The organism is Kribbella sp. NPDC104218 (assembly GCF_055584105.1).
Genome location: NZ_JBVJMQ010000001.1, coordinates 1,422,129 through 1,445,735 on the forward strand (window position 1 = coordinate 1,422,129; position 23,607 = coordinate 1,445,735).

Below are 23,607 nucleotides of genomic sequence, written 5' to 3' on the forward strand. Positions count from 1 at the left end.
CCGCCAGGCACTCCGTGGGACCGGCTCCGGCTGGTCTCAGTGGCCGCCGGTGAAGGGCGGCTGTCCGTCCTGCGGGCTGGGGGAACCCGCAGGCGGGCCGCCCACCGGCGGCTGCGCGCTGTAGCCGGGCTGGGGCTGGTAGTTGCCCTGCGCACCCGGGATCTGCGGGTGGACCTGCCCCGAGGAGACCTGACCCGGCTGCATCTGCGGCGGCGCCTGCTCCCCCGCGACCGAGCCGATCGTCCCGAACGAGACCTGCGGGACGGCGCGGACCTGCTCGTCGTTCACCTCGAAGTAGCCGGCCTTCTCGAACTTGAAGGCGCCCGCGACGACATTCGACGGAAACGCTTCGATCCGGGTGTTGTAGTCCCCGACGTTCGCGTTGTAGAACCGGCGGCCGGCCGCGATCCGGTCCTCGGTGTCGGTCAGCTCGCGCTGCAGGCCGAGGAAGTTCTGGTTCGACTGCAGCTGCGGGTACTGCTCGACCGAGATCATCATCTGCCGCAGCGCGCCGGACAGCTGACCCTCGGCCTGCGCCCGCTGCTCCGGGGTCGCGCCCTGGACGTTGACCGCCTGGGTGCGCAGCCGGGCGACCTCCTCGAACACGTGCCGCTCGTGCGCGGCGTACGCGCGCACCGTCTCGACCAGGTTGGGGATCAGGTCGTACCGGCGGTGCAGCTCGACGTCGATCTGCCGCCAGGACTCCTGAATCAGGTTCCGCTGCTTGACGAACCGGTTGTACGACGTGATCAGCGCGATGCCGAGAATCACGACGACCACCACGATCGCGATGATGACGAAGGTCATTGCCTTGCTCCCGAGTGTTGGCGATGCTGGGCCCTGACTCTACGGGTTGCGGAGTTCTACCCCTGCGTAGTCACGCCAGACGTACGGCGGGACGTGGGCGACGACCAGCTGGAGCAGTTCCAGCCGGCGCAGCACCTCGGTGGGGTCGTGCGGGCCCGGGTCCCAGCCGATCAGCGAATTGCCCTCGATCCGCCAGCCGATCTCGCCGCGCGCCAGCAGCAACTCCATCAGCTGCGGCGTCACCACGGCATGCCCGAAGCGGTTGTCGCCGGCCTTGACCCGGAACGTCCGGTTGAACTGCTCGCTCTCGAACTCCAGGTCCTGGAAGCCGAAGGCGTTCGCGACGGCGCCGCCGAAGATCCCCTCGTGGGTGACCTCCAGGTGCGGCAGCGCGCCGGGCAATTGCAGGACGACGACGCCGAACTTGTGCGTCGTCGTCCGCCGTCCGCCGCGTCCATTGGAGCTGTGCGTCTGGTAGCTGTAGTCGAAGGCAACCATCTGGTGCCCGTTGAACAGCCCGGACAGGACGTTCAGCACCCGCCAGTTGTCACCGGTACGGAACGGCGTCCCCTGCCAGTTGCCCGACAGCGCGTGGTTGTGCGGCTGGTACGCCCAGCCGTAGTGCGCGGCGAACCCGGCGAACAGCTCCCGGCGCTTCTTCGCCTGATGGCGGAGGAACAGGCCGATCACGACACCGGACCCGATGATCAGCAGCAGGAACAGCAGGAAACTCGGCCCGAAGCGCATTTACAGTCCCAGGTCGTCGAGGCCGAACACGGACAGGTACGTCAGGCCCTCGGCCTCGACCTTCTCCTGCGCGCCGGTCGCCCGGTCGACGATCACGGCCACACCGACCACCTCGGCGCCCGCCGCGCGCAGCGCCTCGACCGCGGTCAGCACCGAACCGCCGGTGGTGGAGGTGTCCTCGACCGCGAGCACCCGCCGGCCCTTGACGTCCGGCCCCTCGATCCGCCGCTGCAGGCCGTGCGTCTTCTCCGCCTTGCGGACGACGAACGCGTCCAGCGCCCGGCCCTGCTGCGCGGCCGCGTGCAGCATCGACATCGCGACCGGGTCGGCGCCGAGCGTGAGCCCGCCGACGGCGTCGTACTCGAGGTCCTTGGTCAGCTCCAGCAGCGCCGGGCCGATCAGCGGCGCCGCGGCCGCGTCGAGCGTGATCCGCCGCAGGTCGACGTAGTAGTCGGCTTCCTTACCCGACGCCAGCATCACCTTGCCGTGTACGACGGCCTTCGTCCTGACCTGCTCCAGCAGTGCGTCCCGGTCGTAGCTCATGAGGCCACAGCTTAGAGGGCGCTCAGGCCTTCTTGCTGACGCGGACCAGCTGACCGAAGGCGACCGAGCGGTCCGGGGAGTGGAAGAGGTCCTGACAGGTGGTCAGGGTGATGATCGACTTGGTTGCCGTCTCACGCGGTTTGCCGGGGACGGGCTCGAGGACCCAGTTGTCGGTGGGTTTCACGGTCAGGTCCTTCGGGGAGCCGTCGAGCTCGTAGGTGTAGATCGCCTCCGCGGTCTCGACGATCACCTGGTCGCCCTTGCGCAGCTCGAGCAGCTTGCGGAACGGCGAGCCGTGCGTGACCCGGTGCCCGGCGATCGCGAAGTTCCCCGGCTGACCGGGCAGCTGGGTCTGCGGGTAGTGCCCGATCCCGCGGGAGAGCTCCCCCTTGCCGACGCCCTCGATGACCGGCTTCTCCCAGTCGTCGCCGAACTTCGGGATCCGGATCAGCACCACCGGATCGCCCGCCGCCGGTTTGGCCGCCGTCGGCTTCTTCCACTGCTCACGCAGCGCGTTCTCCGCCTCGCCCATCTGCTGGTTCGAGGTGATCCCGGTCCCGAAGTACTGCCACCCCACCCAGCCGAGCAGGCCGACCCCGGCCAGCAGCAGGACAATCCCCAGACCCCTGATCACTCCCCGCATGCCGACAAGTATGCAGTTCAACTGCAAAGCCTGTGTACGACGTGTCGATGGACGCCGGGTATTGCCCGGGACGACGATGTGGTCGGTCCTTACGACGGAGGTGTGCAGGTGAAGGCGCTGGTCAAGGCCGAGGCGAAACCCGGTCTGTGGTTGCAGGACGTTCCGGAGCCGAAGATCGAGGCCGACGAGGTCCTGATCAAGGTGTTGCGAACGGGGCTGTGCGGGACCGACCTGCACATCCAGAGCTGGGACGCCTGGGCGCAGAAGAACGTGCCGGTGCCGATGGTGACCGGGCACGAGTTCGTCGGCGAGGTGGTCGAGATCGGCGTCGGCGTCCGGGACGTCGCGGTCGGCGACCTGGTCAGCGGCGAGGGGCACCTGGTCTGCGGCCGCTGCCGGAACTGCCGGGCCGGCCGCCGCCACCTGTGCATCAAGACCCGCGGGCTCGGCGTCCACCACCCGGGCGCGTTCGCGGAGTACGTCGCGCTGCCCGCCGGGAACGCCTGGGTGCACAAGGACCCGGTCGACCTGGACGTCGCCGCCGTCTTCGACCCGTTCGGGAACGCCGTCCACACGGCGCTGTCGTTCCCGCTGGTCGGCGAGGACGTTCTGATCACCGGCGCCGGGCCGATCGGCGTGATGGCCGCGGCCGTCGCGCTGCACGCCGGCGCCCGGAACGTGGTGATCACGGACCTGTCGGAGTACCGGCTGGACCTGGCCCGCAAGATCGGCGTCACCCGCGCGGTCAACATCGGGTCCGAGACGATCGCCGAGGCGCAGCAGAGCCTCGGGATGCGCGAGGGTTTCGACGTCGGGATGGAGATGTCCGGGCAGCCGGCCGCGCTGCGCGACATGCTCGCGAACATGAACCACGGCGGCAAGATCGCGATGCTCGGCCTGCCGGCCGACGAGATCGCGATCGACTGGAGCACCGTCGTCCTGAACATGCTGACGATCAAGGGCATCTACGGCCGGGAGATGTTCGAGACCTGGTACTCGATGTCGGTGATGCTGGAGCGCGGGCTGGACCTGACGCCGGTGATCACGCACCGGTTCGGGTACGGCGATTTCGAGCGGGCCTTCGACGTCGCGCGGGCCGGGCAGTGCGGCAAGGTGATCATGGACTGGACGAGCGAGACCCTGGAGGAGAAGCACTGATGTTCGGGCGGATGCGGGACGACCTGACGGCGACGATCGGCGAGATCCGGGACGCCGGGCTGTACAAGTCCGAGCGGGTGATCACCTCACCGCAGCAGTCGCTGATCTCTGTTGCCTCCGGCAATGAGGTGCTGAACTTCTGCGCCAACAACTACCTCGGCCTGGCCGATCACCCCGAGGTGGTCGCGGCCGCCAAGGACGCCCTGGACCGCTGGGGCTTCGGCCTCTCCTCGGTCCGGTTCATCTGCGGCACCCAGCAGATCCACAAGGATCTCGAGGCCGCGCTGAGCAGCTTCCTCGGCACCGAGGACACGATCCTCTACAGCTCCTGTTTCGACGCCAACGGCGGCCTGTTCGAGACGCTGCTCGGGCCGGACGACGCGATCATCTCCGACGAGCTCAACCACGCCAGCATCATCGACGGCATCCGGCTGTCGAAGGCCAAGCGGTACCGCTACAAGAACCGCGACCTGGCCGACCTCGAGGCCCAGCTCAAGGACGCCGCCGACGCCCGCTACCGGCTGATCGCCACCGACGGCGTCTTCTCGATGGACGGCTACGTCGCCCCGCTGGACGAGATCTGCGACCTGGCCGAGCGGTACGACGCCCTCGTCATGGTCGACGACTCGCACGCCGTCGGCTTCGTCGGCCCGGACGGCGCCGGCACCCCGTCGCTGTTCGGCGTCCAGGACCGCGTCGACATCGTCACCGGCACCCTCGGCAAGGCCCTCGGCGGCGCCTCCGGCGGCTACGTCTCCGCCCGCCGCGAGATCGTCGAGCTGCTCCGCCAGCGCTCCCGCCCCTACCTGTTCTCCAACTCCCTGGCCCCCTCGGTCACCGCGGCCTCCCTGAAGGCCCTCGAACTGATCGCCACCTCCAGCACCCTGCGCGACCAGCTCGCCGCCAACACCGCCCTGTTCCGCGCCAAGATGACCGAAGCCGGTTTCGACATCCTCCCCGGCGACCACCCGATCGCCCCGGTCATGATCGGCGACGCCGCCCAGGCCGGCGTCCTCGCCGACAAACTCCTCGACCTCGGCATCTACGTCATCGCCTTCTCCTACCCCGTCGTCCCCCACGGCAAGGCCCGCATCCGCGTCCAACTCTCCGCCGCCCACACCACCGCCGACGTCCAACGAGCCGTCACCGCCTTCACCGAGGCCCGCGGCTGACCCCGCCGCACTCGGCACCACAGTCGGTACCACAGTCGGTACCGAGTGCGGTACCATCGCATCATGGCGATGAACCTGAGGCTCGACACCGAGGCGACCGTGGCCCTCCAGGCCGAGGCCGAGCGCACCGGCCGGTCCCAGCAGGAGATCGTTCGGGAGGCCGTCGCCCAACATCTGCATCTGGTCGACCACGAGGCGCCGCTGACCGACCGGGAGCGGGCTTGGGCCTCGGGCCTGGTCCGCCCGGCCCGGGTGCCTTATCGGAGGGTGACACCGAGCCTTCGGCTGCCCGCGGGGATGGACAGCCTCGACCTGCTCGATCGAGACGATCGGTTCTGATGCACGTCTACGTGGACAGCAGCGCCCTGATCAAGCGCGTCGCCGCCGAGAAGGAATCCACTGAGCTGCTGAGCTTTCTCGACGCGCACTACCAGCGAGACGATGTGCTCGCGACTTCTTCCCTCGGCCTGATCGAGGTGTCGCGGGCCATCCTCGCCCGCTCGACGTCGCGGATCGCCGCCGGCGACCTGATCGACGAGGCGATGTCCGGGATCGACGAACGCCCGATCACGATCGAGATCGCCAGCGTCGCGCGGCGCCTCGAACCGATGATCCTGCGCAGTCTCGACGCCATCCACCTGGCAACGGCGGTGTTGATCGATGCCGATGTCGTCGTCACCTACGACGAGCGGCTCGCCGACGCCTGCCGCCGGAACTCGCTCGCAGTCGCGACCCCAGGCCGCGGCTAGGGCGTAGCCCATCCACTTTGTCGGTGGGGTGGGTGAGGATGCGGGTATGGCGGTGATGGGTGCGCGGGCGGTTAATCGGGCGACGTTGGCTCGGCAGATGTTGTTGGTCCGGGCCGAGGTTTCGGCGGGGGCGGCTGTGCGGGCGTTGGCGGGGATGCAGGGGCAGGAGGCGAAGCATCCGTACGTCGGGTTGTGGACGCGGGTGGCGGGGTTTGCGGAGAGCGACCTGGATGCGGCGGTCGAGCGTCGGGAGATCGTCCGGGGGACGTTGTTCCGGGGGACCTTGCATTTGGTGACGGCGGCTGACTATCTGCGGTTCCGGGTCACGGTGGGGCCGGTGCTGGAGGCCGGGTTACGGCTGTTGAAGGAGCGGGCGGAGGGGATGGAGCCGGCTCGGGTGGTCGCGGCGGCGGAGCGGATTCTGCGCAAGGAGCCGATGACGTTCACCGAGGTGCGGGACGCGTTGCAGGTTGAGTTTCCGGCTGTGAACGAGCGGGCGCTCGGGTTCTGCACGCGGATGCTGGTGCCGTTGGTGATGTTCCCCACCGGCGTGCGCTGGGGGTGGCCCGCGAACGCGCGGTTCACGCCGGCCGAGGAGTGGATCGGGGCGAAGCTGCACGCGAAGGAGGAGGCGGCCGAGCTGGTGCTGAGGTACCTGGAGGCGTTCGGCCCGGCGACCCCGGCCGACTTCCAGACGTGGTCCGGCCTACCAAAAGCCAAGCCGTTGTTCGACAGCCTCGATCTCGAGGTGTTCACCGACGAAGCGGGGAAGAGCTTGTACGACGTCCCCGGCGGGCCGCGCCCCGATCCGGACGCTCCGGCGCCGGTTCGGTTCCTGCCCGAGTTCGACAATCTGCTGCTGGCACACGCGAAACGCGGGCGAATCATCGCCGACGAACACCGCCCGGCCGTCTTCACGAAGAACTTACGCGTCAAGGCGACGTACACCGTTGACGGCCTGGTGGCCGGGTTGTGGACGGTCGCGACCAAGCGCGGTGTGGCTACTCTCACGCTGACGCCATTCGGGCGGCTGACGAAGCAGCTACGCGGCGAGCTCGAGCGTGAAGCGACCGCCCTGCTGGGGTTTCTGGAGCCGGATGCGCAGACCCACGAGGTGGTTACGGGCAGTTGATGAGGTTGTTGTCACACATCAGATGACTGGGCCAGACCCCGGTTGACCGGTGGAATGGACAGATGAGCACAGTCCCCTCCATCACTCTGGACAACGGCGTCGAGATCCCGCAGCTGGGCCTGGGGGTCTGGCAGGTCGACGACGCGCTCGCGACCGAGGTCGTGTCGACGGCGTTCGAGGCGGGTTACCGCCACGTCGACACCGCGGCGGCGTACGGCAACGAGCCGGGCGTCGGGCGCGCGATCGCCGCGTCCGGCCTGTCCCGCGACGAACTCTTCATCACCACCAAGCTGCAGAACGACGACCAGGGCTACGACAGCACGCTGGCCGCGTTCGATGCCAGCGTGGGCCGGCTCGGTCTCGACTACGTCGACCTGTACCTGATCCACTGGCAGTGCCTGAAGAAGGACAAGTACGTCGAGACCTGGAAGGCGTTCGAGAAGTTGTACGCCGACCAGCGGATCCGCGCGATCGGCGTCTCGAACTTCCACGAGCCCGCGCTGCGCCGGATCTTCGACGAGACCGCGATCCGCCCGGCGGTGAACCAGATCGAGCTGCACCCGGCGCTCCCGCAGGACGAGCTGCGCGCGTTCAACGCGGAGAACGACATCGCCACCCAGGCCTGGAGCCCGCTGGCCTCAGGTGAGCTGATCGACAACGAGACGCTGGCCAAACTCGGCGCGAAGTACGGCAAGTCGGCGGCCCAGGTGATGATCCGCTGGCACCTGCAGCTCGGCAACGTCGTCCTGCCGAAGTCGGTCACCCCGAGCCGGATCCGGGAGAACATCGACGTCTTCGACTTCCAGCTGGACAACGACGACATGGCCGCGATCGCCGATCTGGAGACCGGCGTCCGGACCGGCGGCGACCCGGACACCCTGGGTTAGAGCAGCTCCAGGAACCGCGCCAGGACTGGCGAGCGGTTGTCCGGCGACCAGGCGACGGAGAGTTGCCAGGGTGGTAGGTCGTCGGACAACTCGCGGTACACGACGGCGTCCGGGTTGGACGGCGGCGTCGGCCCGATCAGCAGCGAGACGCCGATCCCGGCCGCGACCAGCGACACGATCGTCTGGACGTCGGCCGCCTGCTGCTCGATCCGCGGCGTGAACCCCACCGCCCGGCAGAACCCCACGATCGTGTCGTGTACGACCGGGCCGCTCGGCCGGTTGTAGAACACGAACGGCTCCTCGGCCAGCTCCGCCAGCCGCAGCCGCTTGCGCCGGACGAACCGATGCCCAGCAGGCAAAGCGACCACCAGCGGATCCGACGACACCACCCGCGAATCGAGCCCCGGCGCCATCCGGACGACGGTCGTCGCGCTGGCCCCGACCGCAGGCGCACTCGGCCGCAGCAGGCCGACGTCCGCGCGTCCGTCGAGCAGCTCTTCCGTTTGGCGCAGCGTGGTCAGCGACTCCAGATCGAGGACGACCTCCGGGTACGCCGTCCGGAACGCGCCCAGCAACCGCGGTAGCGCCTCGAACGTCGCCGACTGGACGAACCGCAGCCGCAACGTGCCCAGCTCCCCGCGTTGCGTTCGCTGCGCGGCCCGAACAGCCTCATCCGATCGCCGCAGCAAATCCCGCGCCTCGGCCAGGAACGTCTCACCCGCCGCCGTGAGGAGGAACCGCTTCTTCACCCGGGCGAACAACTCGACGCCGAGATCACGCTCCAGCGCCGCGATCTGCCGGCTCAACGACGGCTGGGTCAGATGTAACCGCAGCGCCGCCCGCCCGACGTTCAGCTCCTCGGCGACCACCACGAACGACCTCAGCTGGCGCAGCTCCATACGACAGATCATGCACCAGATGCATCAACTACGCGAAGAACTTTCATTGGACGTATCACTGCCGCGATTCTTACCGTCGAAGACATGAGTTACATCCCGTTCTCCGTCATCAAAGCGATCCACGACGACATCCACTCCGCCGAGCCGGACGCGCCCGTCCGCCCGCACCGACCGGCCCGCGACCGCCGGGTGATCCGCTTCATCCGGCGGCTCTTCGACCTCCAGGACGAGGTCGTGTGCCAAGCTGAGGACCGTGATCGAGGTACGACGGCTGCGCGTCCTGCGCGCGCTTGCTGATCACGGCACCGTCACCGCGGCCGCCGAGGTCCTGCACCTGACGCCCTCGGCGGTCTCGCAGCAACTCGCGGCCCTGGAGTCCGAGGTCGGCCAGGAGCTGCTCGAACGCCGCGGCCGCCGGGTCGCGATCACGTCCGCCGGCCGGCTGCTGCTGACCCACACCGACACCATCCTCAGCGAGGTCGAGCGCGCCGAGGACGCGATGCGCCTGTTCGCCGACGGCAGCACCGGCGAGGTCCGCGTCACCGCCTTCGCCACCGCCATCAGCCTGCTCGTCGCCCCGACGCTGACCCGCCTGCGCGAGACCACCCCCGGCCTGCGCCTCGTCGTCCGCGACGCCGAAGGCCACCAGGGCATCACCCAGCTCCTGGACGGCGACGCCGACCTCGCGATCGCCGTCGAGCACCGCGGCTCGCCGCGCCCCGACGACCAGCGACTGACCCGAATCCCCTTGTACGCCGAGCCTTTCGTCGCGGTCCTCCCGTCGACGCATCCGGCCGCGGACGCCGGCGTCCTCGATCTGTCCATGCTCGCCGGCGACGACTGGGTGATGACCGCGCCGGGCAACCCGATCCGCGACGTCGTCCTGTCGGCCTGCGAGCAGGCCGGCTTCCAGCCGCGCGTCGTCCATGAGTCCGACGACTTCCGCGCGGTCGCCGCGTTGGTCGCCGCCGGAGCCGGGGTGTCCCTCGTCCCGCGGCTCGCCGCGCCCACCGAGGCCGTCGTCCGCCCGCTGCTCGACCCGGCGCCGGCCCGCCGCGTGTACGCCGCCGTCCGCAGCAGCCGCGCCGACCACCCGCTGATCACCGCCATCCTCAAGGCCCTGACCGAGGTCGCCGAGACTGTTGTGACCTAGGTCACTCCACCGCCCCGTGGCTCGACGGACCCGGCGAAGGGGACCGGCGAGCCGCTGCGGTGATCAGGGCAGTTTGGCGGCGGCCGCGCGGGTCAGCGCTTCCCAGCGGGCCGGGGCGACGCCCTTGCCCATCTCGCCGAAGGCGAGGACGGAGACGATGGTTCCCTTGCGGGTGACGGCGTACGGGAAGCCGCCGTCCTCGCTGCCGGGGTCGTTGGGCAGCGGGTAGGTGTACCAGCGCAGGATCGCGGTGGCGTCGCCGACGGCGAGCGTGCGGTTCTCGGTCAGCTTCCGGGCGTGGGTCGGGCCGGGCTTGAGCGCCTTGCAGGACTTGATCGTCGCGAGGATGCTCTCGTACGCCGCCTTGGCCGCGGCCGGGCTCTGGTACCGGGTCAGCCACTGGCCGCCGGACGCGTCCAGCTCGGTGGTGTAGTAGCGGGTCAGGTTGCCCTGGACGCCGCCGCCGCGGGTGGACATGGTCCCGCAGATCGCGCGGTTACCGCTGCCGGTCGCGATCCAGCCGCGCTTGGGGTCGGCCTTGGCGACCTCCTTGCCGGTCAGCAGCATCGCGTTCGCGAGCCGGACGGTCGGCGGGTTGGTCGGCGTCGGCTTGGTCGTCGGCGTCGGCTTCCCGATCGGCGTGGCCGTCGCCGTCGGTGTCTGGGCGACCGTCGGGGGCGTCGCCGTCGCGCTGGGCGGCGGCGTGACCGGCGCCGAGGCGGTCGGCGTACTGGGCGGCGGCGTAGTCGCGGCGCCGCCGCCGGTCGGCGCGGCTTGGTTGCCGCAGGCTACTAATGCGAGGGCGGCGACCGCCGGCCCTGCGATTGCCGCGATGCGGCGGGATCCCCGAGTGTTCATGGCTCCAACCCTCCCGTTTCGGTACCAGGTTGGACGCGGAACCGGGCACTGCGGTTGGGACACGAGTTGGTTACAGCACCGCTACGTACGCCGGCGTCCGTCCAGCCCGACCGTCGACAGCCGCGCGATCAGCGTCCGCGGGGTGTAGCGCGCGGCAGCCGCGATCAGCTTGTAGCGCAGGCTCGGGATCGACACGGCCTGGCCGCGCATCAGGTCCTTCCAGGCGGCGTCGACCAGCTCGGTCGCGTCCAGCCACATGAACGACGGGATGATCGTCTTGTCCATCCCCATCCGCTCGTGGAACTCGGTGTGCACGAACCCCGGGCAGAGCGCCATCACCGCGACGCCCTTGGCGTGCAGCTCGATCGCGAGCCCGGCCGAGAAGTTCGTCACCCAGGACTTGTGCGCGCTGTAACTCCCGCGCTGCAGGAACCCGGCCACCGACGACACGTTGACCACCGCGCCCGACCCGCGCTCGATCATCGGCAACACCGCCGCGTGCGTCAGCCGCAGCACCACCCGAACCAGCAGGTCGAACTGCCGCTCCTCAGTCTCCACCGGATTCGCCCAGAACGGCTTCTTCTCCCCGAAGCCGGCATTGTTCACCAGAACCTCGATCGGCCCGCTGCGGAACCGCTCCTCGACCCGCGCCAGCTCCTCGCGGTCGACCAGATCCGCCGCCAGCACCTCACACCCGACGCCGTACCGCTCCGCGATCTCCTCCGCCACGACCTTCAACCGGGCCTCGTCCCGCGCCACCAGCACGAGGTCGTACCCCTCCCGAGCCAGCTTCTCCGCGAAGGCCCGCCCGATCCCCGCCGTCGGCCCGGTGATGAGTGCAGTCGCCACGTCGTCCTCCCATCGATCCAGCCCCCAGTCTGTCACTAGTCTGACGTCGTACTGACCGCGGTCGGCCGGCGCTCCCACCAGCAGCCGGCCGGCACTTCTGCAGCTTGTGACATCTGATGACTGGATGGTTTGACTCGCTATTTGGGGTGGATTAGGCCAATCTGGTGGGGAGTGGTCTGAGGACTTAGGAGGTTGGGGATGGCGGCGACGGATACGGCGCTGGCTGGGCTGCGGCAGATGATCGCGTCCGGGGCGTTGGGGCCGGGGGCGAAGTTCCCGCCGGAGCCGGAGTTGTGCGAGCGGCTGGGGGTTTCGCGGAGCTCGTTGCGGGAGGCGGTCCGGTCGCTGGCGGCGCTCGGCGTGATCGAGTCGCGGCACGGGTCGGGGACGTACGTGTCCGCGCTGGATCCGGCCGAGATCATCAGCCGGTTCTCCCTGTCGGTGCAGCTGATTCCGCTCGAGGGCGTGCTGCAACTGCTCGAGGTGCGCCGGGTTCTGGAGGCGCATGCGACCGCCGCGGCCGCCGCTCGGCAGGACGTCGATCTCGCGCCACTGCTCGACAAGATCCTCGAGCAACTCGAAGCGACCACCGACGCGGCCGAGATCCAGCGCCTGGACGCCGAGTTCCACGACGCCATCTGCGCCGCCGGCGGCAACCCGACCGTGACCGCGCTGACCGCCGTCATCCGCGGTCGCGGCGGCCACTACCGGATCTTCGAGCCCGGCTCCGAGTTCGACGCCATCAAACAGACCAGTGACCGCGGCCACCGCGCCATCCTCGCCGCCATCACCCACCGCGACCCCGCGGCCGCCGCCACCGCCGCCTCCGCGCACATCGCCCAGACCGAGCTCTGGCTGCGCGCCCTTCGTCCCGAACCCCAACCCGACTGACAGCAATTTTCTCAATCCTGTCCAGATCTTGCGGACGGGTGGTCTACTGCATAACCTCCAGGCAGTTCGTCTGGAGGGATCCGCCAATGTCCCGAACACCCCTGCGCGCCCTGGCCGTCGTCGTCTCGAGCGCCCTGCTCACCGGCCTGCTGATCGCACCCGCATCCGCCACCCGCCCGGCGCCGAAGATCACCCGCGCCGGGCTCGACCCCGCGCTGGTCGCCGGCCGCGGCGCGACCGTCCCGTTCGTCGAGCAGGAGGCCGAGAACGCCTTCTCGAACGGCGAACGGATCGGCCCGAGCCGGGAGGCCTACACGCTCCCCGCCGAGGCCTCCGGCCGCACCGCCGTCCGCCTGCTCCCCGAGCAGTACGTCGAGTTCACGCTGACCGAACCGGCGAACGCGCTCACCGTGCGCTACAGCATCCCCGACGCCCCGACCGGCGGCGGCATCCGCGCGCCGCTCGACCTCACCGTCAACGGCAAGCGCAAGCAGACCCTGACGCTGACCTCGGAGTACGCCTGGCTCTACGGGATGTACCCGTTCTCCAACAACCCGGACGTCGACCCGATCCCGGGCTGGTGGAAACCCGAGCCCGACCCGGTCGCCAAACCCTTCCGCCCGAACCACTTCTACGACGAGCAGCGCGTCCGCCTCGACCGGACGTACCGGGCCGGCGACCGCGTCCGCTTCACCGTCCCGAAACGGACGAACGCCGCCTGGACCGTCCTCGACGTCGCCGACTTCGAGCTGGTCAAGGCTCCGCTCCGCCAGCCCGCGCGGTCTCTCGACGTCCGCCTGTTCGGCGCCGACCCGACCGGACGCCGGGACGCCGCGCCCGCCATCGACCGGACGATCGCCACCGCGAAGAAGCTCGGCTGGTCGGTCTTCATCCCGGCCGGCACCTACCAGGTCAACCGGCACATCGTCGTCGACAAGGTGACCGTCCGCGGCGCCGGTAACTGGCACACGATCATCAAGGGCAAGGTGCTGCCACTCGCCGAACCCGCGCCGGACAAGTCCGTCCACAGCGCGCCCGGGTTCTACGGCAAGTACGCCGACGCGGGCGGATCCACCCGCGTGCACCTGGCCGACTTCGCGATCGAGAGCGACGTCCGGGAGCGGATCGACACCGACCAGGTGAACGGGATCGGCGGCGCGATCGGCGGCGGTTCGGTGATCGAGAACCTCTACCTGCACCGGACCAAGGTCGGCATCTGGCTGGACGGCCCGATGGACGGCCTGCTGATCCGCAACAACATCATCACCGACGCGATCGCCGACGGGATGAACCTGCACCTCGGCGTCTCGAACGTCCGCGCCACCAACAACTTCGTCCGCAACAGCGGGGACGACGGCCTCGCGATGTGGTCGGAGAAGAACGACGCCGGCCTGGTCAACCGCGACAACGTCTACGACCACAACACGGTCCAGACGCCCGTCCTGGCCAACAACATCGCCATCTACGGCGGCCGCGACATCGCCGTCACCGACAACCTGGTCGCCGACCCGATCCGCGAGGGCAGCACACTGCACGCGGGCTCCCGGTTCAACTCGACGCCGTTCGAGGGCACGCTGACCTTCGCCCGGAACACCACCGTCCGCGGCGGCCCCCGGGACCTGAACTGGAACATCGGCCTCGGCGCGATCTGGCTGTACGCGCTGCAGTCGACGATGTCGGCCGATCTCCGGATCACCGACAGCAGCTTCCTGGACTCGACGTACAACGCCGTGATGTTCGTCGTCGACTGGCCGGTGAAGGACACCTACGCGATCGAGAACGTTGCCGTGAGCAACATCAAGGTGGACGGCACCGGGACGAGTGTGGTGAACGCCCGGGTCGGCGGCTGGGCGACGTTCGAGAACGTCGACGCCCGGAACGTCGGCGCGCCGTTCGTCAACAACTGCGGCACGTTCCAGTTCAACGGGCCGCCCGAGTTCGACGTCCGGCTGCTGTCCGGGAACGACGGCAACTGGTTCGGCGCCAGCTGGTGCGAGGACCGGCCGGCCGTCGTCCCGCCGCCGCCCCCGGCGCCCTGGAACTGACCGTCGTCCGCGCATGCTCCCAGGTAAGGTCGGGGGCATGCGCGGACACGCTGAGCGGTTGAACGGGCTGGGTACGACGATCTTCGCCGAGATGTCGGCGCTCGCGGTGGCGACCGGGTCGGTCAACCTCGGGCAGGGCTTCCCCGACACCGACGGGCCGGATTCGGTCCTGGAGGATGCGATCGCGGCCATCCGGGCCGGCGCCAACCAGTACCCGCCCGGGCGCGGCATCCCCGCGCTGCGGCAGGCGATCGCCGACCACCAGCAGCGTTTCTACGGCCTCTCGTACGACCCCGACACCGAAGTCCTGGTCACGACCGGCGCGACCGAGGCGATCGCGGCCGCCCTGCTCGCGTTCGTCGAGCCGGGTGACGAGGTGATCGCCCTCGAGCCGTACTACGACTCCTACGCGGCCGGCATCGCCTTCGCCGGCGGACGCCGTGTCCCGGTGACGCTCCGGGCGCCGTCGTACCGGCTCGACCTCGACGAGCTGCGCGCCGCCGTCACCCCGCGCACCAAGGTCCTGCTGATCAACTCCCCGCACAACCCGACCGGCACCGTCCTCACCGACGAAGAGCTCCGCGGCATCCGCGACGTCGCCGTCGAACACGACCTGACCGTCATCACCGACGAGGTCTACGAGCACCTCGTCTACGACGACCACCGGCACCTCCCGCTGGCGACGTACGACGGCATGCCCGAACGCACCATCTCGATCAGCAGCGCCGGCAAGACCTTCTCCGTCACCGGCTGGAAGATCGGCTGGGCCACCGGCACCCCCGCCAACATCACCGCCGTCACCACCGCCAAACAGTTCCTCACCTACGTCTCCGGCTCCCCCTTCCAGCCCGCCGTAGCCAACGCCCTTGCCCTAAGCAACGACTACTACGACACCCTCCGCGCCACCCTCCAATCCCGCCGCGACCTCCTCGCCGACGGCCTCACCACCCTCGGCCTCGACGTCCACCGCCCCGCCGGCACCTACTTCATCACCACAGACATCCGCCCCCTAGGCCACACCGACGGCATCGACTTCTGCCGCCTCCTCCCCCAACGCACCGGCGTAGTAGCCATCCCCACCCAGGTCTTCTACGACCACAAACCCCTAGGCCAACCCCTAGTCCGCTGGGCCTTCTGCAAAAAACCGGCCCTACTCCAAGAAGCCCTGAACCGCCTCCAAAAACTCTGAGCACCCCCACCCCTCACCTCGTACACTGACCCCAGCTCGCCACGCGCCGCTTGGTGAGAAGTGAAGCTGGGATTCCCTCCGGATGAAGGGGCCCAGCTTTCGCGCTTTATCGGGTGCCGCCGCCGACAAACCAGCTTTTGCCCCAGCCCGGCCTGTGCGATACTTGCCTCAGCTCGCCACGCGCTGCTTGGTGAGAAGTGAAGCTGGGATTCCCGCCGGAATGACGGGCCCCAGCTTTCGCGTTTCCGGGCCCTTGACGCTCAGCGGACCGTCACCCGATGGATGCTGACCACGCTCGCCATCGCCCGCAACCACCGGCCGTCGCCGAGGATGTCCGCCGACATCGCACCCGCGACGGCGTCCGGCAGCCAGAGCATCGGCTCCCCGCCGGGTTTCGCGAACCCGACCAGCAGCTCACGCGGTATCAGCCCCTTGCGCCGCGCGCTGTCCACCAGCTGCCGATCGCGCCGATCCTGTGCCGCGGTCCGTGACTCCAACCAGACGTCGGACACTTCCAGCTGCGCCAGCTCGTGCAGGAGCCGCTCGAGGCAACACCTCCGCGCCCGCTCCTGCCGGGAGCGTTCCATCGGCGCACCGACGGTCACGATCGCGGCGATGTCCATCTGACCGACTGCCGTCGAGATCAGCTCGCGGCGTTTGTCTGCCTCACCCCGCCAGTGCAACCGAACTCCGGGCTTGATCGCGAGCCCGAGCAGCTCATGCCGCAGGTCGTCGCAACTCGCGACGTCGGCGACAACCGCCGCCATCGTGTAGGTGCCCGTCCCACCCGCGGGTCCGACGATGACGGATTCGTCGACCCAGGCAGACAGGATGAAGTGGTGACTCGGCATCCCCGAATTCTTCCGGACCGACTGCCTGCGACACGCGGTTATCCACAGGGCATCGTGGGGCAGGGCGGGGCAGATGGGTCAGGGGAGGAATTGGGTCAGGGATTCGGGGTCTCGGGTGATGGCGGTGGTTTGTTCGGTGGTGATGATGGGGCGTTGGATGAGGATGGGGTGGGCGACGAGGGCGGCGATCCAGTCGGCGCGGTGGGCGGGGGTGCGGGGGAGGTTGGCGAGGGGGGCGGCTTCGGGTTCGTTGGGGCGGAGGAGGTGCCAGGGGTCGAGGTTGAGGCGGGTTAGGAGGGTGTCCAGCTCGGCGGGGGTGGGTGGGTCGTCGAGGTAGCGGCGGACGGTGTAGTCGACGCCGGCGGCGTCGAGGGTGTCGGTGGCCGCGCGGCATTTGGAGCAGGCGGGGTTGATCCAGATCTCCATCAGCGGAACCAGCGTTTCGTGGTCGGGTGCAGCATCAGCACGAGGAGGCCGGCGTGGACGACGAAGCCGAGCAGACCGGTGGGGAAGGCGAGCAGGCCGGCGACGATGCCGACGACGGCGATCGCGATGATCAGGTAGCGCGCCCACGGTCGGCGTTTGCGCAGGTAGAGCGCGGGGAGGACGTAGAGGACGGCGCCCGCCAGGGCCGCCAGGCCGACCACGCCGGCCGATCCCTTGGCGCCGAGCACGATCTCGGAGATCTGGTCGCCGGCCGAGGTGAGCGCCATCAGCCCGAGGAGCAGGTAGAGGACGCCGAAGCCGAGGACGACGACGGTCGCGACCGTCACCTGGCGCGGCACCTCCGGGCTGTACGACGCCGCTCCGAACGCCCCCTGGTACCGCCCAGGCGGACGTTCGTCGTCGTACGGCTCGCTCACGCCCCGATCCTCGCAGACAACCCAAGCCGGGCCGGTCATTGCGACCGGCCCGGCTTCGGGTTCAGGCGGTGACGTCCAGCGCGTCCTTGGCCTCGTTGAGGGAGACCCGGACGGTTTCGCCGTCGCGGATGCTGCCGTCGAGGAGGCCGCGGGCGAGCTCGTCGCCGATGGCGGACTGGACGAGGCGACGCAGCGGCCGGGCGCCGTAGACCGGGTCGTAGCCGGTCAGGGCGAGCCATTCGAGAGCATCCTCGCCGACGTCGAGGGTGATCCGGCGGTCCACCAGCCGACGCTGGAGCGCGGAGATCTGCAGGCCGACGATCTGGGTGAGCTCTTCGCTGCCGAGCGCGTCGAAGAGCACGAGCTCGTCGAGCCGGTTGATGAACTCGGGTTTGAAGGACTGCCGGACGACGGCCAGCACCTGGTCGCGTTTGACCTTGTCGTCGAGTGACATGTCGGCCAGGTACGCCGAGCCGAGGTTGCTGGTCAGGATCAGGATGACGTTGCGGAAGTCGACCGTCCGGCCCTGGCCGTCGGTCAGCCGCCCGTCGTCGAGGACCTGGAGCAGGATGTCGAAGACCTCCGGGTGCGCCTTCTCGACCTCGTCGAGCAGGATCACCGAGTACGGACGCCGCCGCACGGCCTCGGTCAGCTGACCGCCCTCCTCGTAGCCGACGTACCCGGGCGGGGCGCCGACGAGCCGCGAGACGCTGTGCTTCTCGCTGTACTCCGACATGTCGATCCGGACCATCGCCCGCTCGTCGTCGAACAGGAAGTCGGCCAGCGCCTTGGCCAGCTCGGTCTTACCGACGCCGGTCGGACCGAGGAACAGGAACGAACCGGTCGGCCGGTCCGGGTCGGAGATACCGGCCCGAGCCCGCCGGACGGCGTCGCTGACGGCCTTGACCGCCGTCCGCTGGCCGATCAGCCGGCGACCCAGCTCGTCCTCCATGCGGAGCAGTTTGCCGGTCTCGCCCTCGAGCAGCCGGCCGGTCGGGATCCCGGTCCACATCGCGATCACCTCGGCGATCTCGGTCGGGCCGACCTCCTCGTTGACCATCGCGTCCGGCCCGTCGGTGACCTCGGGCTCGGCCGCGGCGGCCTCCAGCTCCTTGGTCAGCTGCGGGATCTCGCCGTACAGGATCTCGGAGGCGCGCTGCAGCTCGCCGTCGCGCTGGGCGCGCTCGGCCTGACCGCGCAGCTCGTCGATCCGCTCCTTGATCTCGCCGACCCGGTTCAGGCCGGACTTCTCCTTCTCCCAGCGGGCTTCGAGCGCGCGCAGCTCCTCCTCGCGGTCGGCGAGGTCGGCCCGCAGCCGCTCCAGCCGCTCCTGCGACGAGGCGTCCTCCTCCCGCGACAGCGCGAGCTCCTCCATCTTCAGCCGGTCGACGGTACGCCGAAGCGAGTCGATCTCAACCGGGGACGAGTCGATCTCCATCCGCAGCCGGGACGCCGCCTCGTCGACAAGGTCGATCGCCTTGTCGGGCAGCTGCCGACCGGTGATGTACCGGTTCGACAGCGTCGCGGCCGCGACCAGCGCGCTGTCGGAGATGGCCACCTTGTGGTGCGCCTCGTAGCGCTCCTTCAGCCCGCGCAGGATGGCGATCGAGTCCTCCACCGAGGGCTCGCCGACGAAGACCTGCTGGAAGCGCCGCTCCAGCGCCGGGTCCTTCTCGATCCGCGTCCGGTACTCGTCGAGCGTGGTGGCGCCGATCATCCGCAGCTCACCACGCGCCAGCATCGGCTTCAGCATGTTGCCCGCGTCCATCGCGCCCTCGCCGGACGCACCGGCGCCGACGACGGTGTGCAGCTCGTCGATGAACGTGATGACCTGACCGTCGGACTCCTTGATCTCGGTCAGCACCGCCTTCAGCCGCTCCTCGAACTCACCGCGGTACTTCGCCCCCGCGACCATCGCCCCGAGATCGAGACTGATCAGCCGCCGGCCGCGCAGCGACTCGGGCACGTCACCGGCCACGATCCGCTGGGCCAGCCCCTCGACGACGGCGGTCTTGCCGACGCCGGGCTCACCGATCAGCACCGGGTTGTTCTTGGTCCGCCGGGACAGCACCTGCACCACGCGCCGGATCTCGGAGTCCCGGCCGATCACCGGGTCGAGCTTGCCGTCCCGGGCGCGCTCGGTCAGGTCGACGCCGTACTTCTCCAGCGTCTTGGTCGTCCCCTCGGCCTCCGGCGAGGTGATCCGCCGGTTGCCGCGCATCTTGTCGAACGCCTGCAGCAGCGCCTCCGGCGTGACCGCCAGCGCGGTCTTGGCCGGGCCGTCGACCGTGGCCAGCGCGATCAGCAGGTGCTCGGTGGAGACGAACTCGTCCCCGAGCCCCAGCGCGCGCTGCTCGGCCTGCGCCAGCACCTCGGCCGTCTTCGGCGACAGGCTGGGCGCCTGCACACTGCCTCCGCTGGCCTTGGGCAGCCGGCTCGCCTGCTCGGCCGTCCGCCGGCGGACGCCGTCCAGCTCACCGCCGGCGGCCTCGAGCAGGCCGGTGGTGGCCCCCTCGGGCTGCGCGAGCAGCGCGGACAGCAGATGAATCGGTTCCACGGTCGGGTTGCCCGCCGCGGAGGTCTGACGGATGGCGACCGACAGCGTTTCCCGGGCCAGCGTCGTCAACCGCTGAACATCCATATCTCAGCCTTTCGAGTCCAGACAACAACGTCACTCGGTACAACTTATCCAAAGTTGAGTCCATTCCACTCAACTCTACAAAATCCCAGGGACAACTCAGGGTCGCCAACCTTTCGGGCCGCCATCTCGTACCTCACGGGGACAGCCGCTCTCCCGAGGAGGACCCCTGTGCGCTCTGTGGCAGCCCTGATCGCCCTCACGCTCAGCACGCAAACCGTCACCAGTACGGCAGCGCCCCCACCCGCCAGCACGCCACCGAACCCCACGACCGCGACCGTCACCCTCGTCACCGGCGACTCCGTCCGCATCACCCGGGCGCCAGGTCAGCCCGACCGGACGACGTTCCTGCCCGCCCCGGGCACCCCCGAACAGACCGTCCGCACCACCCGCCGCAACGGCCACACGTACGTCGTCCCGGCGTCCGCGCAGGCCGAGGTGGACGCCGGCCGCCTCGACCCGACCCTCTTCGACGTCACGACCCTGTTGGCCGAGGGCGTCACCGACAGCGTTCCAGTGATCATCCGGTACGCCGAAGCCGCCATAACCGCGGCCAGTTCCGCACTGCCCGGCACCACCGGCGGCCGGGTCCTGAACAGCCTCGACGCCCGGGCGACGCGCGTCCGGCCCGGTGCGTCGTTCTGGAACGCCGTCGACGACTCCGCCGCGGTCGCCAGGATCAGCCTCGACCGCCGGGTGAAAACCAGCCTCGACCGGAGCGTCCCGCAGATCGGCGGCCCGGCGGCCTGGCAGCGCGGCCTGACCGGCAAGGGCGTCAAGATCGCCGTCCTCGACACCGGCATCGACCCGACCCACCCGGATCTCACCGGCCGGATCACTGCCGCCCAGGACTTCATCGGCGCCGGCGACCCGATCGACCGCAACGGCCACGGCACGCACGTCGCCGGGATCGCCGCCGGCAACGGCACGGCGTCCGACGGCAAGTACCGCGGCGTCGCGCCCGACGCGACGTTGCTGAACGCCAAGGTGCTCGGCGACGACGGCGCGGGCACGAACTCCAGCGTCATCGCCGGGATGGAGTGGGCCGCCGCCCAGGGCGCGTCCGTCCTGAACCTCAGCCTGGCCGGCGGCGAGAGCGACGGCACCGACGAGCTCTCCGAGGCCCTCAACCGGATCAGCCGGCGGACCGGCGCCCTGTTCGTGGTCGGCGCAGGTAACTGCTACGGCGGCGCGCCCTGGTCGCCGAACACGGTCACCGCCCCCGGCGCCGCCGACGAAGCTGTTGCTATTGGCAACCTTGTCGACGACGGGAGCGTCGCCGAAGACTCCTGTCGTGGACCCCGAAAACTCAACGGGGCCTTGAAACCCGACCTCGCCGCACCCGGCACCGACATCGTCTCCGCCCGCGCCGCCGGGACCGACCTCGGCACACCGGTCGGCGACAGCTACAGCAGCCTGTCCGGTACGTCGATGGCCACGCCGCACGTCGCCGGGACCGCCGCGCTCCTCGTCCAGCAGCACCCGACCTGGAAGAACGCCGCTCTCCGCGCCCGGCTGATCTCGACCGCGGACCCGCAGCCCGGCAGCGCCGTCGCCGCGCAGGGCGCGGGCCGCGTGGACGCCGACCAGGCCACCGCCGACGGCCCCACCGCCGACGGCATCAGCGTCGACGCCGGCCAGCTCGACCTGGGCCTGCGCACCTGGCCACACCCGCCGACCGACGTCGTCACCCGCGACCTGACCTACCGCAACCCGACCGGTACGCCGATCTCCCTGCAACTCGCCGTCGACTTCGAGCAGCCCGCCGTCGCCCCGCGCTTGAGCGCGGCGCAGGTCGTCGTACCGGCCAACGGCGAGGTCAAGGTGACCGTCGCGGCCGACCGCTCAGCAGGCGGCGTCGGCAACTTCGCCGGCCGAATCACGGCCACCGCACCCGGCGCGGATCCGCTCGTCACCGTCATCGGCTGGTACGCCGAACCCGAGCGCTACGAGCTCACCTTCACCGGCACCACCCGCGACGGATCACCCGTCCCGAACGCCGAGGTCACCCTGCAGCGACTGGACGGCGACCAGCCCGACCTCGGCCCGGACGACGTCGTCCGGATCGTCAACGGCACCGCCAAGCTGCGGCTACCGCCGGGCCGGTACGACGCCGCCGCGTTCATCGACTCACCGGACCGGTCCGACCTCGTCCTGAGCGGCGAGTTCGATCTCCGCAAGAACACCACGCTGACCCTCGATGCCCGCAAGACCCAGGCCGTCGATCTCACCGTCGACGCCGCTGCCCGGCTGCACGGCTCTCAGCTCACCTACGTCCGCGACCTGCCCGAGGACAACGCGTCCATCTCGATCAACACCGGCCCTGAGCCGCATGCCTTCGGTGCGACCCGCACCTCGGCCGGCCCGACCATCGGCGCCGCCGAGACGAGCTTCTCGCGCCGGTTCGAGAGCAAGGACACCGTCTACGACCTGCTGGTCCCGTGGCCGAACAGGCTGCCGAAGGACACCACGCTCTCGTTCAAGCGCAACCAGTTCGCAGTCGTCGACGAATCCTTCGGAGCCCACGTCCCCAGCACTCCGGTCGTCGAGCGGCGGCTCGGTCTCACCCCGGCCAGCGCCATGCACTACCCCGGCGCCGCGGCGGAGCTCACGGCCCCGGCCCGGCGGACGTCGTACGTGCTGGCCAACCAGGCCAGGTGGAGCAGCAGCGTCGTCCTCGACGAGGCGTCGTACCTGGTCCTGTTCGCACCGACCCGCAGCTACCGCGCCGGCGTCCGCACGGCCGAGCGCTGGATGACGTCGGTCCTGAACAGCGGCCTACCCGGTGCGGACGGCGAGGAGCCTGCCGCTGTCGTCCACGATCAGGGCTTCCTGGCCGTGTCGTTCGCGCCCTTCGCCAACAGCACGAGCTATCTGACCCCCTGGACCGGGAGCGGCACTCACCAACTCGAGGTGACCCGCAACGGCGAACAACTGATCTCTACCGACGCTCCCACCGGCTACGGCCGACCGACCGATAACGACCCGGCCAACTACACGATCGATCTCACCAGCAGCCCGGACCCGAAGTACTACCGCTACTCGACCAAGGTCACCTCGCACTGGGCCTTCCGCTCCCTCGGCGGCGAAGAGGAACGACTGCCGCTGGTCCTGGCGGACGTCGCCGTACCGCAGGCCGACCTGCTCAGCCAGGTCCGGACCGGCCGCCCGAGCAGCATCGAGTTGACCCTCCGGCATCAGCTCGGCTCGACGACGACGGCGAAATTCACCAAGCCGAAGCTCGAGCTCTCCTACGACGGCAAGCGCTGGACCGACCTCCCGCTGACCGAAACCGGCAGCAAGTACGTCGCCGAACTCGTCCACCCGACCACGGCCGCAGGCGGATCTCCGTCGCTCCGCCTCACGGCGAGCGACACCGCCGGCAGCACCCTCACCCAAGAGATCACCGCCGCTTACCGCCTCAAGTAGGCCCGCGCCCGCCTTTCGATCGGGTTCGAAAGGCGGGCGGGGCGTCATCCAAGGGGCCTGGCCAAGTGGTTCCCCCGACGAGACCACCCGCCTGGATCAGGAGG

General features: G+C 69.7%; 23 protein-coding genes. 12 read left to right on the forward strand and 11 right to left on the reverse strand.

Annotated features, from left to right (window positions below):
* Positions 1 to 36 precede the first annotated feature (36 nt).
* The 4 genes from ACZ6ZD_RS06755 to ACZ6ZD_RS06770 are packed head-to-tail and all read right to left on the reverse strand — an operon-like array spanning position 37 to position 2,740.
* On the reverse strand, positions 37 to 807 hold the full coding sequence (locus ACZ6ZD_RS06755; RefSeq protein WP_465669084.1) for a LemA family protein: 771 nt from the start codon (positions 805 to 807) through the stop codon (positions 37 to 39).
* A gap of 39 nt (positions 808 to 846) precedes the next feature.
* Positions 847 to 1,554, reverse strand: a complete 708-nt coding sequence (locus ACZ6ZD_RS06760; protein WP_465669086.1) for a hypothetical protein — start codon at positions 1,552 to 1,554, stop codon at positions 847 to 849.
* On the reverse strand, positions 1,555 to 2,097 hold the full coding sequence (gene pyrE / locus ACZ6ZD_RS06765; RefSeq protein WP_465669088.1) for an orotate phosphoribosyltransferase: 543 nt from the start codon (positions 2,095 to 2,097) through the stop codon (positions 1,555 to 1,557).
* 22 nt (positions 2,098 to 2,119) lie between these two features.
* Complete coding sequence (locus tag ACZ6ZD_RS06770) at positions 2,120 to 2,740, reverse strand: class E sortase (RefSeq protein ID WP_465669090.1); 621 nt, start codon at positions 2,738 to 2,740, stop codon at positions 2,120 to 2,122.
* Between the two features lie 108 nt (positions 2,741 to 2,848).
* Between ACZ6ZD_RS06770 and tdh the strand changes: the two genes are divergently transcribed.
* The 6 genes from tdh to ACZ6ZD_RS06800 all read left to right on the forward strand — a co-directional run bounded on the left by tdh (position 2,849) and on the right by ACZ6ZD_RS06800 (position 7,838).
* Positions 2,849 to 3,898 carry an L-threonine 3-dehydrogenase gene (tdh, locus tag ACZ6ZD_RS06775; protein WP_465669092.1) on the forward strand — a complete coding sequence of 350 codons (1,050 nt, stop codon included), beginning with the start codon at positions 2,849 to 2,851 and terminating at the stop codon, positions 3,896 to 3,898.
* Complete coding sequence (locus tag ACZ6ZD_RS06780) at positions 3,898 to 5,070, forward strand: glycine C-acetyltransferase (RefSeq protein WP_465669094.1); 1,173 nt, start codon at positions 3,898 to 3,900, stop codon at positions 5,068 to 5,070. Before tdh ends, ACZ6ZD_RS06780 begins: the two co-directional genes overlap by 1 nt.
* A gap of 63 nt (positions 5,071 to 5,133) precedes the next feature.
* On the forward strand, positions 5,134 to 5,409 hold the full coding sequence (locus tag ACZ6ZD_RS06785) for a ribbon-helix-helix protein, CopG family (protein WP_465669096.1): 276 nt from the start codon (positions 5,134 to 5,136) through the stop codon (positions 5,407 to 5,409).
* Complete coding sequence (locus tag ACZ6ZD_RS06790) at positions 5,409 to 5,819, forward strand: type II toxin-antitoxin system VapC family toxin (protein WP_465669098.1); 411 nt, start codon at positions 5,409 to 5,411, stop codon at positions 5,817 to 5,819. Before ACZ6ZD_RS06785 ends, ACZ6ZD_RS06790 begins: the two co-directional genes overlap by 1 nt.
* 46 nt (positions 5,820 to 5,865) lie before the next feature.
* Positions 5,866 to 6,951, forward strand: a complete 1,086-nt coding sequence (locus ACZ6ZD_RS06795; RefSeq protein WP_465669100.1) for a winged helix DNA-binding domain-containing protein — start codon at positions 5,866 to 5,868, stop codon at positions 6,949 to 6,951.
* Between the two features lie 62 nt (positions 6,952 to 7,013).
* Complete coding sequence (locus ACZ6ZD_RS06800; protein ID WP_465669102.1) at positions 7,014 to 7,838, forward strand: aldo/keto reductase; 825 nt, start codon at positions 7,014 to 7,016, stop codon at positions 7,836 to 7,838.
* On the opposite strand, the gene ACZ6ZD_RS06805 is transcribed toward ACZ6ZD_RS06800, so the two are convergent.
* Positions 7,835 to 8,737 carry a LysR family transcriptional regulator gene (locus ACZ6ZD_RS06805; RefSeq protein WP_465669104.1) on the reverse strand — a complete coding sequence of 301 codons (903 nt, stop codon included), beginning with the start codon at positions 8,735 to 8,737 and terminating at the stop codon, positions 7,835 to 7,837. The genes ACZ6ZD_RS06800 and ACZ6ZD_RS06805 overlap by 4 nt on opposite strands.
* 84 nt (positions 8,738 to 8,821) lie before the next feature.
* On the opposite strand from ACZ6ZD_RS06805, the gene ACZ6ZD_RS06810 reads away from it, so the two are divergent.
* On the forward strand, positions 8,822 to 9,034 hold the full coding sequence (locus ACZ6ZD_RS06810; RefSeq protein WP_465669106.1) for a hypothetical protein: 213 nt from the start codon (positions 8,822 to 8,824) through the stop codon (positions 9,032 to 9,034).
* Complete coding sequence (locus ACZ6ZD_RS06815) at positions 8,991 to 9,890, forward strand: LysR family transcriptional regulator (protein ID WP_465669108.1); 900 nt, start codon at positions 8,991 to 8,993, stop codon at positions 9,888 to 9,890. Before ACZ6ZD_RS06810 ends, ACZ6ZD_RS06815 begins: the two co-directional genes overlap by 44 nt.
* 63 nt (positions 9,891 to 9,953) lie before the next feature.
* Here the strand turns inward: ACZ6ZD_RS06815 and ACZ6ZD_RS06820 are convergent, their stop codons facing one another.
* Together ACZ6ZD_RS06820 and ACZ6ZD_RS06825 are read right to left on the reverse strand one after the other, a co-directional pair.
* Positions 9,954 to 10,748 (reverse strand): hypothetical protein, encoded by a 795-nt coding sequence (locus ACZ6ZD_RS06820; RefSeq protein ID WP_465669110.1) that lies wholly within the window; start codon positions 10,746 to 10,748, stop codon positions 9,954 to 9,956.
* An 81-nt stretch (positions 10,749 to 10,829) separates the two neighbouring features.
* A complete protein-coding gene (locus ACZ6ZD_RS06825; RefSeq protein ID WP_465669112.1) occupies positions 10,830 to 11,597 on the reverse strand; it encodes an SDR family NAD(P)-dependent oxidoreductase in 768 nt (255 codons plus the stop codon).
* Positions 11,598 to 11,795: 198 nt separating this feature from the next.
* On the opposite strand from ACZ6ZD_RS06825, the gene ACZ6ZD_RS06830 reads away from it, so the two are divergent.
* The 3 genes from ACZ6ZD_RS06830 to ACZ6ZD_RS06840 all read left to right on the forward strand — a co-directional run bounded on the left by ACZ6ZD_RS06830 (position 11,796) and on the right by ACZ6ZD_RS06840 (position 15,722).
* Positions 11,796 to 12,488, forward strand: coding sequence for a FadR/GntR family transcriptional regulator (locus tag ACZ6ZD_RS06830; protein ID WP_465669114.1), 693 nt, complete (start codon positions 11,796 to 11,798; stop codon positions 12,486 to 12,488).
* 86 nt (positions 12,489 to 12,574) lie between these two features.
* A complete protein-coding gene (locus ACZ6ZD_RS06835) occupies positions 12,575 to 14,533 on the forward strand; it encodes a glycosyl hydrolase family 28-related protein (protein WP_465669116.1) in 1,959 nt (652 codons plus the stop codon).
* Between the two features lie 37 nt (positions 14,534 to 14,570).
* The gene (locus tag ACZ6ZD_RS06840) at positions 14,571 to 15,722 is read left to right on the forward strand and encodes a pyridoxal phosphate-dependent aminotransferase (RefSeq protein WP_465669118.1); all 1,152 of its coding nucleotides are present in this window, start codon (positions 14,571 to 14,573) and stop codon (positions 15,720 to 15,722) included.
* 260 nt (positions 15,723 to 15,982) lie between these two features.
* Here the strand turns inward: ACZ6ZD_RS06840 and ACZ6ZD_RS06845 are convergent, their stop codons facing one another.
* The 4 genes from ACZ6ZD_RS06845 to clpB form a co-directional block, all read right to left on the reverse strand.
* Positions 15,983 to 16,573, reverse strand: a complete 591-nt coding sequence (locus ACZ6ZD_RS06845) for a hypothetical protein (protein ID WP_465669121.1) — start codon at positions 16,571 to 16,573, stop codon at positions 15,983 to 15,985.
* A 78-nt stretch (positions 16,574 to 16,651) separates the two neighbouring features.
* Complete coding sequence (locus ACZ6ZD_RS06850; protein ID WP_465669123.1) at positions 16,652 to 16,999, reverse strand: ArsC/Spx/MgsR family protein; 348 nt, start codon at positions 16,997 to 16,999, stop codon at positions 16,652 to 16,654.
* The gene (locus ACZ6ZD_RS06855) at positions 16,999 to 17,436 is read right to left on the reverse strand and encodes a hypothetical protein (RefSeq protein WP_465669125.1); all 438 of its coding nucleotides are present in this window, start codon (positions 17,434 to 17,436) and stop codon (positions 16,999 to 17,001) included. Before ACZ6ZD_RS06855 ends, ACZ6ZD_RS06850 begins: the two co-directional genes overlap by 1 nt.
* Before the next feature lie 61 nt (positions 17,437 to 17,497).
* Positions 17,498 to 20,077: an ATP-dependent chaperone ClpB gene (gene clpB, locus ACZ6ZD_RS06860; RefSeq protein ID WP_465669127.1), complete on the reverse strand. Its 2,580-nt coding sequence runs from the start codon at positions 20,075 to 20,077 to the stop codon at positions 17,498 to 17,500.
* Between the two features lie 168 nt (positions 20,078 to 20,245).
* Between clpB and ACZ6ZD_RS06865 the strand changes: the two genes are divergently transcribed.
* The gene (locus ACZ6ZD_RS06865; RefSeq protein ID WP_465669129.1) at positions 20,246 to 23,503 is read left to right on the forward strand and encodes a S8 family peptidase; all 3,258 of its coding nucleotides are present in this window, start codon (positions 20,246 to 20,248) and stop codon (positions 23,501 to 23,503) included.
* Positions 23,504 to 23,607: the final 104 nt, after the last annotated feature.

Excerpts from the sequence above, each read along its gene's own strand:
- ACZ6ZD_RS06795 (WP_465669100.1), top strand. The coding sequence starts at position 5,866 with ATGGCGGTGATGGGTGCGCGGGCGGTTAATCGGGCGACGTTGGCTCGG.
- ACZ6ZD_RS06850 (WP_465669123.1), bottom strand. The coding sequence starts at position 16,999 with ATGGAGATCTGGATCAACCCCGCCTGCTCCAAATGCCGCGCGGCCACC.
- clpB (WP_465669127.1), bottom strand. The coding sequence starts at position 20,077 with ATGGATGTTCAGCGGTTGACGACGCTGGCCCGGGAAACGCTGTCGGTC.
- ACZ6ZD_RS06820 (WP_465669110.1), bottom strand. The coding sequence starts at position 10,748 with ATGAACACTCGGGGATCCCGCCGCATCGCGGCAATCGCAGGGCCGGCG.
- ACZ6ZD_RS06760 (WP_465669086.1), bottom strand. The coding sequence starts at position 1,554 with ATGCGCTTCGGGCCGAGTTTCCTGCTGTTCCTGCTGCTGATCATCGGG.
- ACZ6ZD_RS06780 (WP_465669094.1), top strand. The coding sequence starts at position 3,898 with ATGTTCGGGCGGATGCGGGACGACCTGACGGCGACGATCGGCGAGATC.
- ACZ6ZD_RS06790 (WP_465669098.1), top strand. The coding sequence starts at position 5,409 with ATGCACGTCTACGTGGACAGCAGCGCCCTGATCAAGCGCGTCGCCGCC.
- ACZ6ZD_RS06800 (WP_465669102.1), top strand. The coding sequence starts at position 7,014 with ATGAGCACAGTCCCCTCCATCACTCTGGACAACGGCGTCGAGATCCCG.
- ACZ6ZD_RS06805 (WP_465669104.1), bottom strand. The coding sequence starts at position 8,737 with ATGGAGCTGCGCCAGCTGAGGTCGTTCGTGGTGGTCGCCGAGGAGCTG.
- ACZ6ZD_RS06785 (WP_465669096.1), top strand. The coding sequence starts at position 5,134 with ATGGCGATGAACCTGAGGCTCGACACCGAGGCGACCGTGGCCCTCCAG.
- ACZ6ZD_RS06830 (WP_465669114.1), top strand. The coding sequence starts at position 11,796 with ATGGCGGCGACGGATACGGCGCTGGCTGGGCTGCGGCAGATGATCGCG.
- ACZ6ZD_RS06840 (WP_465669118.1), top strand. The coding sequence starts at position 14,571 with ATGCGCGGACACGCTGAGCGGTTGAACGGGCTGGGTACGACGATCTTC.
- ACZ6ZD_RS06810 (WP_465669106.1), top strand. The coding sequence starts at position 8,822 with ATGAGTTACATCCCGTTCTCCGTCATCAAAGCGATCCACGACGACATC.
- ACZ6ZD_RS06770 (WP_465669090.1), bottom strand. The coding sequence starts at position 2,740 with ATGCGGGGAGTGATCAGGGGTCTGGGGATTGTCCTGCTGCTGGCCGGG.
- pyrE (WP_465669088.1), bottom strand. The coding sequence starts at position 2,097 with ATGAGCTACGACCGGGACGCACTGCTGGAGCAGGTCAGGACGAAGGCC.
- ACZ6ZD_RS06835 (WP_465669116.1), top strand. The coding sequence starts at position 12,575 with ATGTCCCGAACACCCCTGCGCGCCCTGGCCGTCGTCGTCTCGAGCGCC.
- ACZ6ZD_RS06755 (WP_465669084.1), bottom strand. The coding sequence starts at position 807 with ATGACCTTCGTCATCATCGCGATCGTGGTGGTCGTCGTGATTCTCGGC.
- ACZ6ZD_RS06845 (WP_465669121.1), bottom strand. The coding sequence starts at position 16,573 with ATGCCGAGTCACCACTTCATCCTGTCTGCCTGGGTCGACGAATCCGTC.